Source organism: Marilutibacter maris (genome assembly GCF_006546735.2).
GTDB lineage: Bacteria > Pseudomonadota > Gammaproteobacteria > Xanthomonadales > Xanthomonadaceae > Marilutibacter > Marilutibacter maris.
In genome coordinates this window covers 1-8,584 of the sequence record NZ_VICD02000315.1, presented here as the reverse complement: position 1 = coordinate 8,584, position 8,584 = coordinate 1, and the positions used below count along the sequence as shown (strand labels likewise).

General features: G+C 71.5%; 12 protein-coding genes. 6 read left to right on the top strand and 6 right to left on the bottom strand.

The genetic code is table 11. The features are described from left to right. The 3 genes from FKV24_RS17630 to FKV24_RS17620 all read left to right on the top strand — a co-directional run. A partial coding sequence (locus FKV24_RS17630) for a heavy metal translocating P-type ATPase (RefSeq protein ID WP_141483317.1) occupies positions 1–1,511 on the top strand: 1,511 nt, incomplete at its 5' end. Continuing rightward, positions 1,508–1,726, top strand: a complete 219-nt coding sequence (gene ccoS / locus FKV24_RS17625; RefSeq protein ID WP_141483316.1) for a cbb3-type cytochrome oxidase assembly protein CcoS — start codon at positions 1,508–1,510, stop codon at positions 1,724–1,726. The genes FKV24_RS17630 and ccoS, both read left to right, overlap by 4 nt. Continuing rightward, a complete protein-coding gene (locus FKV24_RS17620) occupies positions 1,716–2,465 on the top strand; it encodes a sulfite exporter TauE/SafE family protein (protein WP_141483315.1) in 750 nt (249 codons plus the stop codon). The genes ccoS and FKV24_RS17620 overlap by 11 nt, the downstream gene beginning before the upstream one ends. A gap of 24 nt (positions 2,466–2,489) precedes the next feature. Here FKV24_RS17620 and FKV24_RS17615 read toward each other — a convergent pair whose 3' ends face one another. Both FKV24_RS17615 and FKV24_RS17610 read right to left on the bottom strand, forming a co-directional pair. Then, on the bottom strand, positions 2,490–3,248 hold the full coding sequence (locus FKV24_RS17615; protein ID WP_111265454.1) for a helix-turn-helix domain-containing protein: 759 nt from the start codon (positions 3,246–3,248) through the stop codon (positions 2,490–2,492). Positions 3,249–3,332: 84 nt separating this feature from the next. After that, the gene (locus FKV24_RS17610) at positions 3,333–4,088 is read right to left on the bottom strand and encodes an N-acetylmuramoyl-L-alanine amidase (RefSeq protein WP_111267929.1); all 756 of its coding nucleotides are present in this window, start codon (positions 4,086–4,088) and stop codon (positions 3,333–3,335) included. Between the two features lie 319 nt (positions 4,089–4,407). On the opposite strand from FKV24_RS17610, the gene FKV24_RS17605 reads away from it, so the two are divergent. The 3 genes from FKV24_RS17605 to FKV24_RS17595 all read left to right on the top strand — a co-directional run bounded on the left by FKV24_RS17605 (position 4,408) and on the right by FKV24_RS17595 (position 5,849). Then, positions 4,408–4,962, top strand: a complete 555-nt coding sequence (locus tag FKV24_RS17605; protein WP_141483314.1) for an outer membrane beta-barrel protein — start codon at positions 4,408–4,410, stop codon at positions 4,960–4,962. 130 nt (positions 4,963–5,092) lie between these two features. Beyond that, positions 5,093–5,461 (top strand): GFA family protein, encoded by a 369-nt coding sequence (locus FKV24_RS17600; RefSeq protein ID WP_141483313.1) that lies wholly within the window; start codon positions 5,093–5,095, stop codon positions 5,459–5,461. Positions 5,462–5,480: 19 nt separating this feature from the next. Continuing rightward, positions 5,481–5,849 (top strand): MmcQ/YjbR family DNA-binding protein, encoded by a 369-nt coding sequence (locus FKV24_RS17595; RefSeq protein ID WP_211371911.1) that lies wholly within the window; start codon positions 5,481–5,483, stop codon positions 5,847–5,849. A gap of 32 nt (positions 5,850–5,881) precedes the next feature. Here the strand turns inward: FKV24_RS17595 and FKV24_RS17590 are convergent, their stop codons facing one another. The 4 genes from FKV24_RS17590 to FKV24_RS17575 form a co-directional block, all read right to left on the bottom strand. Further along, entirely contained in the window at positions 5,882–6,403 is a 522-nt protein-coding gene (locus tag FKV24_RS17590) for a DUF1993 domain-containing protein (protein WP_111265450.1), read from the bottom strand. A gap of 121 nt (positions 6,404–6,524) precedes the next feature. Further along, on the bottom strand, positions 6,525–7,268 hold the full coding sequence (locus FKV24_RS17585) for a hypothetical protein (RefSeq protein ID WP_141483312.1): 744 nt from the start codon (positions 7,266–7,268) through the stop codon (positions 6,525–6,527). Continuing rightward, on the bottom strand, positions 7,265–7,849 hold the full coding sequence (locus FKV24_RS17580) for a hypothetical protein (RefSeq protein ID WP_141483311.1): 585 nt from the start codon (positions 7,847–7,849) through the stop codon (positions 7,265–7,267). Before FKV24_RS17580 ends, FKV24_RS17585 begins: the two co-directional genes overlap by 4 nt. A gap of 213 nt (positions 7,850–8,062) precedes the next feature. Next, positions 8,063–8,497, bottom strand: a complete 435-nt coding sequence (locus FKV24_RS17575) for a hypothetical protein (RefSeq protein WP_141483310.1) — start codon at positions 8,495–8,497, stop codon at positions 8,063–8,065. Between the last annotated feature and the right edge of the window lie 87 nt (positions 8,498–8,584).

The following is an 8,584-nucleotide window of genomic DNA, read 5'->3' as shown; positions in this document are numbered from 1 at the left end:
TGGCGACCCGCGAACGCGGGGGCGAGGACGATGCCGGCGCCTGCGAGCAGGTGCCGCTGGCCGAGCTGGCACCGGGCGACGTGGTCCGGGTCGCGCCCGGCGAGGCGGTGCCGGCCGACGGCACCCTGCTCGACCAGGCATCGTCCTTCGACGAAGCCTTGCTGACCGGCGAGTCCGAGCCGGTGCCGCGCCGGCCCGGCGATACCGTGCTGGCCGGCAGCCACTGCCACGAACGGCCGGCGCGGATCCGCCTGACCCATACCGGCGCCAGCACCCGGCTGTCGCAGCTGGTGCACCTGGTCGAGCGTGCGCAGGCGGCGCGACCGCCGCTGGCGCAGGCGACCGAGCGCATCGCCGGCGCCTTCGTCGGCGTACTGCTGGTGTCGGCCGCGGCGGTATACGCATGGTGGCACCTGCACGAGCCTTCGCGCGCGCTGGAGGTCACCCTCGCGGTGCTGGTGGTCAGCTGTCCATGCGCACTGTCGCTGGCGGTGCCGGCGGCGTTGACCACCGCGCACGGCGCGCTGGCGCGGATCGGCGTGCTCGGCCTGCGTGGCGAGGCGCTCGGGGCGCTCGCCCGCGCCGACCGGATGGTGTTCGACAAGACCGGCACCCTCGGCGACGGCCGGCCGGTGCTGCAAGAGGTCCAGGTCTTCGACGCGGCCGCATCCGGCTACGGCCGCGAGCAGGTCCTGCGGATCGCCGCCGCGCTGGAGCGCGACAGCCGCCACCCGCTCGCGCGCGCGTTCGAGCGGGTCGCCGACGCCCCCCCGGCCGAGCAGGTGCGGTTGGTCCCGGGCGCGGGCCTGCGCGGACATGTCGACGGACGCGAATGGCGGCTCGGCCATGCCGGCTTCGCCTGTCGCGATCGCGACGACGACGGTGCGCTGTGGCTCGGCGACGGCACCGCCGCGATCGCGCGCTTCGAGATCCGCGAAACCCCACGCACCGACGCGGCCGAGGCGCTCGCCGAACTGCGCGCCGACGGCGTCGACGTCGAGATATGCAGCGGCGACGCCGCCGCCACGGTCGCGCGCTTCGCCGCCGCGCTGGGAGTCGGGGACGCGCGTTCGCGCCAGAGTCCCGAGCAGAAGCTGGCGCGGGTCCGCGAACTGCAGCAGGCCGGGCACGTCGTCGCGATGGTCGGCGACGGCCTCAACGACGCCCCGGTACTGGCCGGCGCCGACGTGTCGCTGGCGATGGCCGACGGTGCCGCCCTGGCCCAGCGCGCAGCCGACTTCGTCGTCACCAGCCCGTCGCTGGCGCGGATCCCGCAGGCGGTCGCGCTGGCCCGGCGGACCCAGCGGATCGTGCGCCAGAACCTGGCCTGGGCGCTGGGCTACAACCTGCTGGCCTGGCCGCTGGCCGCCAGTGGCCACGTCACCCCGTGGATCGCCGCCCTCGGCATGGCGCTATCCTCGCTGCTGGTCACCCTCAACGCGTTGCGGCTGGCGCGCCCGCCGCGTCGGCCCGACACCCGCCAGGCCCGCATCGCGACCACCGCGCCATGAACATCCTGCTCCTGCTCATTCCGCTCAGCCTGATGCTGCTGGTCGCCGCGATCGCGATGTTCGTGTGGGCGGTGCGCCGCGGCCAGTTCGACGATCTCGACACCCCGGCCCTGGACATCCTGCGCGACGACCCCGAACCGGCGCCGAAGACGACGGCGGCGGACCACGAACCGCCTGCCGCCACGCCTCCCGCCCCCACGCGCGATGCCGATTGACTGGCTGACCCTGGGCGCGGCCCTGCTGACCGGCCTGCTCGGTGGCCTGCACTGCGCGGCGATGTGCGGCGGCATCGCCACCGGCTTCTCGGCGATGGCCCGCGCCTCGTTGCCGGCCGGCGCCATCGGCGGCGGCTGGACGGTCGCGCTGGAAAGCAATCTGGGCCGCGTCGGCGGCTACGTGCTCGCCGGCGCGATCGCCGGCGGCTTCGGCCACGGCATCCTCGGCCTGGCCCGTATCGACGGCCTGGCCACCGGCCTGCGCATGGCGGTCGGTGCGGTGCTGGTGCTGGCGGCACTGCGCCTGTTCGATCGCCACGGCCGGCTCGGCTTCCTCAATCGCGGCGGCCAGACCCTGTGGCGCGGCCTGCGACCGCTGCAACGGCGCCTGTTGCCGGCCAACACCCGGGCCAAGCGGCTGGGACTGGGGATGCTGTGGGGCTGGCTGCCGTGCGGACTGAGCACGACCCTGCTGGCCGCCGCCTGGCTGCAGGCGGACGCGCTCAACGGCGCGCTGACGATGGCCGCGTTCGGGCTCGGCACGCTGCCGGTGATGCTGCCGCTGACCTGGTCGGGCGCGCGCTTCGGCCGCCGCCTGCAGGACCCGCGCTGGCGCGGTGCGGCGGCATCGCTGGTGCTGCTGGCCGGGGTCCTGACCCTGTCGGCGCCGTGGCTGGCGCAGGTACCGGCGATGCATGCGCTGCTGAGCGCGCTGGGTTGCGCCAGCCTGCCGGCCTGACCGGTCCGGTCGCCGGCGCGGCGCTCAGAGGGTACCGCGGCGGACCGGCTCGCAATTCTCGGCGCCGTGGGCGAGGCGGGACAGTTCCTTCGGGTCGAGGATCTCCAGCATGCGTCCGCGCACGCCGATCACCCCGTCCTCCTGCAAGCGGGTCAGACCGCGGCTGACCGTCTCCAGGGCCAGCCCCAGGTATCGGGCGATGTCCTCGCGGCTCATCGGCAGGCGGAACCGGTACGGATCCTCGCCGATGCGTGCGTAGCGCTCGCCCAGGCCGTGCAGGAACAAGGCGATGCGCTCGTTGGCCTGGCGCCGCACCAGCAGGCCGGCGTGGTCGTGATCGCGATCCAGGCTCTGGCCGATCACCCGCAGCAACTGCTGGTGCAGGCCCGGCAGCTGCAGGGCGACGGCGCTGAGCTGTTCCAGCTGCACCTCGCAGACGTTGGCGTCGACCAGGGCCTCGGCCTCGCAGCGATGGAGGCCCTCGCCCAGACCGTCCAGTCCCATCAACTCGCCGGGCAGATGGAAGCCCAACAGCTGCTCCTCGCCCGACTCGCTGAGGCTGACGGTCTTGAACGCGCCGGCGCTGGCCACGTAGACCGCGCTCAGGCGTTCGCCGATCCGGTACAGCCGTTCGCCGCGGCGGACCGGACGCGAGCGCCGCACCAGCTGTTCGAGCTGCGCCAGCGCGACCGAGTCGATACCGCCGGGCAGGCACAGCTGTCGCAGTGAGCAATGGGCGCAGCTGCGACGCAACCGGGCCAGATCGAGGGATACCGCGTTCATGGACGGCTATTGTCGCACGCCATCGGCGGCGGCCGTATGCCGCACCTGCCAGCTTGACCGGTGGCGCGGGACGTGCCGTCGCACTCAGGGCGCCGGCTGCGGCATCGCCAACAGTTGCCGCTGCAGGTCGTGGAGGATCTCCAGGTCGCCCGGCAGCCAGCCCGGGTCGGCCTCGGCGCCGACCAGCAGATTGCCCTCGACCCGGCACTCCCGGCCGCGGTAACGGCGGTGGAAGGCGCATCGCGCGGCTTCCGGCGCGCTCAGGTCGTAGCCGATCAGGCGCAGCGCCAGCCACGGATCGAAGCCCTCCGGGGCCGGCGCCAGCGGCGCGCGCGGCCACAGCCCGAAACCGGCCTCGGCCAGCCGCTGCCACGGGAACCGCGCGCTGGGATCGCGCTTGCGGGTCGGTGCGATGTCGGCGTGGGCGAGGATCAGGTGACGCGGAATCCGCAGCCGGGTGGTGATGTCCTCCAGCAGCGCGATCACGCTGTCGACCTGCGCGTCGGGAAACGGCGAAGCGCCGTCGTTGTCGATCTCGATGCCGATCGAATCCGAGTTGAGGTCGCCGATGCCGTTCCAGCGGCTGGCACCGGCATGCCAGGCGCGCTCGGACTCGGGCACCAGCTGGTACAGCCGGCCATCGGCGCCGACCAGGTAGTGCGCGCTGACCGGGCCGCCGGAATTGCGCGTCTGCAGGGTGTGCAGGGCCGCCTGCGCGCTCTCCATCTCGGTGTGATGAAGCACGATCACCCGCGCCCGGCGCGCGTCGTGGTTGGGCGAGGCGCGCCATTCGGCGAGCGGATTGCGCGCCGGCGCGCTCGCGCAGGACGCCAGCAGCATCGCCAGCAATGGCCACAGCAGGCGCGGGCGTGGGCGATCGGTACGGTAATCCCTGGACACGTGGGTTCTCTCTCCCTTGTTCAACCCGCACACCTTAGGGCCTGTTGGCGATTGGCATGCGACGGCGCGCAGGTTTGTTCCACCGGAGGAATTGTCCATCCCTGCGATCGCCGATTGTCCCGACGGCATCGACGCCCATCTCTGGAGGGCAGCGACGGAAGCGCCGGCATCCCGCCGACCCCGCCGCCCGGTACCGCTCCCTCCCCCCTCTCTCGCGGGCGGCACCGGATGCAGACGCAAGATCACAGGAGAACCTCCCATGAGCCTTTCCACCCTGTCCCGTGCCCCGCTGCTCGCCACCCTCGCCGCCGCGCTGGGCCTGGCCCTGGCCGCACCGGCGGCGCAGGCCGCCGACAACGAGCGCGGCTTCTACGCCGGCGCCGGCGTCGGCCAGTCGCTGGTCGACGAGGGCCGCTACGACGACGAGGACACCGCGTTCTCGGCCTTCGGCGGCTACCAGTTCAACCGCTACTTCGCGCTGGAGGCCGGCTATGCCGATTTCGGCGAGCTGGAGTCGCGCGATGTCGGCGGCGACCTGGAGGCCAGCAGCGGCTATCTGGTCGCGGTCGGCAGCGTGCCGTTCGGCGCCAACCTGTCCGGCTACGCCAAGGCCGGCCTGCACCGCTGGGACCTCGACAGCGCGCTGCCGGCGGTGATCGGCGGTCGCGACGACAGCGGCACCGACCCGACCTACGGCATCGGCCTGCAGTACCGCTTCAACGACAGCCTCGCCCTGCGCGGCGAATACAGCCGCTTCGAGATCGAGGACGCCGACCTCGACCTGGCCCAGCTGCAGCTGCGGTTCGATTTCTGAACCACGGCAGCCGCCGCTGTCCCCCGCGAAGGCCGCCCGCCCCGGCGGCCTTCGCATCGGCGCACCCTGCTGACAGCCGTTGGCAGCAGCCCTCAGGGATACTGTCGGGACACTTCATCGGAGTCTTGCCATGGGCCTTCAGGGAAGCTGCCACTGCGGTCGTACCCGCTTCGAGGTCGATACCGTCCCCGCCTCGCTGACCCGCTGCACCTGCTCCAGTTGCAGCAAGCGCGGCGCGCTGTGGGCCTACTACACACCCGAAAGCTTCCGCCTGCTGACACCCGCCGGCGACGTGGCCACCTATCGCTGGCAGACGCAGACGGTCAAGCTGAATTTCTGCGCGAACTGCGGCTGCGCCACCTTCAACGAGTCGCCGGACTGGTCCGGCGGCGAACCGGACTTCGACAACCCGAAGATCGCGGTCAACGCGCGCCTGTTCGACGACTTCGATCTGGATGCGCTGCCGGTGGAAGTCATCGACGGCCGCAACCTCTGGTAGGCGGGCACGGAGGGCGGCGATGGCCATGGACACCGAATCGCTGAAGCGCTTCTGCGCCGCGCTGCCGGGCGCGCGCGTGCAGTTGTACGAAAACCCCTCCAACGTACTGGTCTACTACCTGGGCCAGCGCCGCTTCGCCTACTTCAAGACCAGCGAGCCGGAGCGCTGGCGCTTCAGCATCAAGGTCGCGCCCGAACGTTTCCTGGAACTGACCGACGTGCCCGGGATCAAACCGGCGCGCTGGATGGCCCGCCACCACTGGGTCACCATCGTCGACGTGCGCGGCGTGCCGGAGGCGCACCTGCGCGAGCTGGTGCTCTGGTCCTACCACAAGGCCGCCGACGGGCTCAGTCGCGCGCGTCGGCGGGAGCTGCTCGGGCAGCCGTGAGCGCGGGCCGACCATCGCCGGCCCGGCGCTTCTCAGCGTTCGGCGCCGGCGCCCATGTAGTCGAGCTTGCCGAGGCGGACGCCGGACTGGCGCAGGATCGCGTAGGCGATGCTGACGTGGAAGAACAGGTTCGGCAGCACGAAGTCGAGCAGATAGTCGTGGCCGTTGAACTCGAGCCTGTTGGGGCCGAAGTTCAGCACGATCTCGCGCGCCTCGCCGCCGTCGATCTGCGCCGGCTGCAGCCCGCGCATGAAGGCGATCGCACGGTCGATACGCGCGTACAGCTCATCGAAGGTGGCTTCCTCGTCGGCGAACTTCGGCGGCTCGACCGCGGCCAGCCGCGCACTGCCGTTCTTGACCATGTCGGTGGCGATCTGCACCTGCCGCAGCAGCGGCAGCATGTCCGGCGCCAGCCGTGCCTGCAGCAGCAGCTCGGGCGCGTATTCGTGGGCGGCGGCATGCGCCTGGCCCTTCTTCAGCACGTGGACGAGGTTCTGCAGGGTACGGACAAACACCGGGACCGAAGCCGTGTACATCGATAGCGCAGCGCTCATGACGGGACTCGCGTGAAAGGAACGCCAAGGGTAGGCGCCGGACCGTGGATGCGACAGCCGCCGCGCCCGGGAATGAGCGTCCCGGACACGGGGCAATGATCCGCGTCGCCCGCCGCCGGCCTCATTCCGGCGGCGTCGCGTACTTGGCCTGCATGAAGTTGTGGTAGATCCAGCCGTAGCGCTGGTACCAGTCCTCCTCGCCGTAGTGCTGCGCCTCGCAGCGGCCCAGCTCCTTCAACGAACCTTCCAGTCCGTTGAGATATTCGCCGGCCTTGCGGGTATAGGTCTGCTTGAGCTTGGCCACCGCCTGCTCGATCTGCGGCTTGCCCTGCAACTGCCACGACAGGCCGGTCACCGCGTGGATGCCCGATGCGCTGTCGCCGAAGGCCATCGCCGAATTGGCCATCTTGACGTTGGCGGCGGTGATGCAGCGCGCGCGCTCGATGTAGAAGCGGTTGAAGTCGATCTTGCGCACCGCCTCCTCGTAGCACTGGCGGCAGTCGTCGCCCTCGGCGCAGTGCGAGGGCACGGTGGGTCCGGAACTGTCGGTGTAGGCAGCGCCGCAACCGGCCTCGGTGGCGTCGAGCGCATCGAGGTCGTCTAGCAGGGTGTTGGCGTCGCGGGCGACGTCCAGGGCGTCGCTGTCGACCAGCACGTCGATCAGATCCAGGGTGTGGTCGGTGTCCCAGCCGTCGAAGAAGCTGTCCCAGTCGCCCTCGACCGCCGGCGTGCCTTCCGACTGCGCCAGCGACAGCGGCGGTACGGCCACGGCCAGCAGCAAGGCGATCGCCGCCGTGCGCCAGGCACGGCGCGGGCGGGTGGGCGCGCGTTTGGACGCGGGTCCGGACAGGCGTTGAAGTCTCATGCGCGCTTCCTCCTCATCAGCAGCACCGCCATCGCCACGACCGCCAGCGCCAGCAGGCCGACCAGTCCCCATAGCCACGGGAATCCGCCGCCTCCGCCATCCCCGTCATAGGCGCTGGCCTCGACCACCACCGGCGCGAAGTCCGGCTTGGTCTCGTCGCCGACCCAGACCAGCAGGCGATAGGGCGTGCCGGCGTCCTCCGCGCTCACCGAGACCTGGAACTCGCCCTCGGTGCGGAACAGGAAGCGCAGCGGATCGCGGTCGGTGGCGCCCTCGCGCAGCGGCTGGTTCCAGGCGTACTTGGTCACCGCCAGCGCGATCTCGTCGCCGGTCTCCACCGGTCGCACCACCACGCCGACCGGGTTCATGTAGGAAATGCCGTCGAGCAGGAAGCGCTGCGGAGTCGGACCTGCCAGGCCCTTCACCACCACCGCCTTGCCCATGTCGATCCCGTCCATCGCCTTGGGCTCGAGCCGGATCGTCATCGGTTTGCCGGTCTCCTGCGCGGCCGCGGGCACCGGCGCCAGCACGACCAGCATCGCAACGGCCAGCGCGGCGCCGGTATCGCGCAATCGCGACACGAGCCGCCTTCGAGCCCGCCCGGGACGGTCGCGTTCCGCCGGTCGCGACGCACCCGCATCCCTTGCCTGCTCCCGCATGCACTCTTCCATCATCAGCCTCCATGCCGCCATCGGCGCGGCCTCAGGGTCAACCAACGCGGAAACGCACCGCAACCTGCCATCGCCCGCCGCATTGGCGCACAGCGGGCGCCCGGCGCCCGCATCACGGTCACATCAGCGCAGCCAGCCCCGCGTCGCCGCCTTGCGCGCGTACAGCCACAGGCCGGTCGCGATCAGCAACACCAGCGCCGGCATCACCAGACCCGCCGGCCCGAGCAGCGACCACGCCGGCGTCGCCGCAAAGCTCCCGACCACCTGCAGCACCGCCGCAACCAGCGACAGCAGCAGCAACGGTACCGACCAGCGTTTGAGCAGCAACAGTCCCAGCGCACCGAGCGTGCCGGCCGCCACCGCGACCCCGAACAGCACATTGAGCCAGGATGGCGTGGCCTCGATCAGCTGGCGCTGCTCGGCCGGCATCGCCGCGACCTGCTCGGGCGTCATCATCACGGTCAACAGGAACATCAACACGCCGATCAGGTTCCACAGCAGACCCAACGCAGCGATCACCCGGAGCGATTTCGGGCGCGACTCGACGACTGCATTCATGATTCCCCTCCCCTCGGACAGGTGCCGGCCGGAGCCCACGGGGCCGGACCGGCAGGTCGAGGGTACGCCGCTTGCCGCACCCGCGCA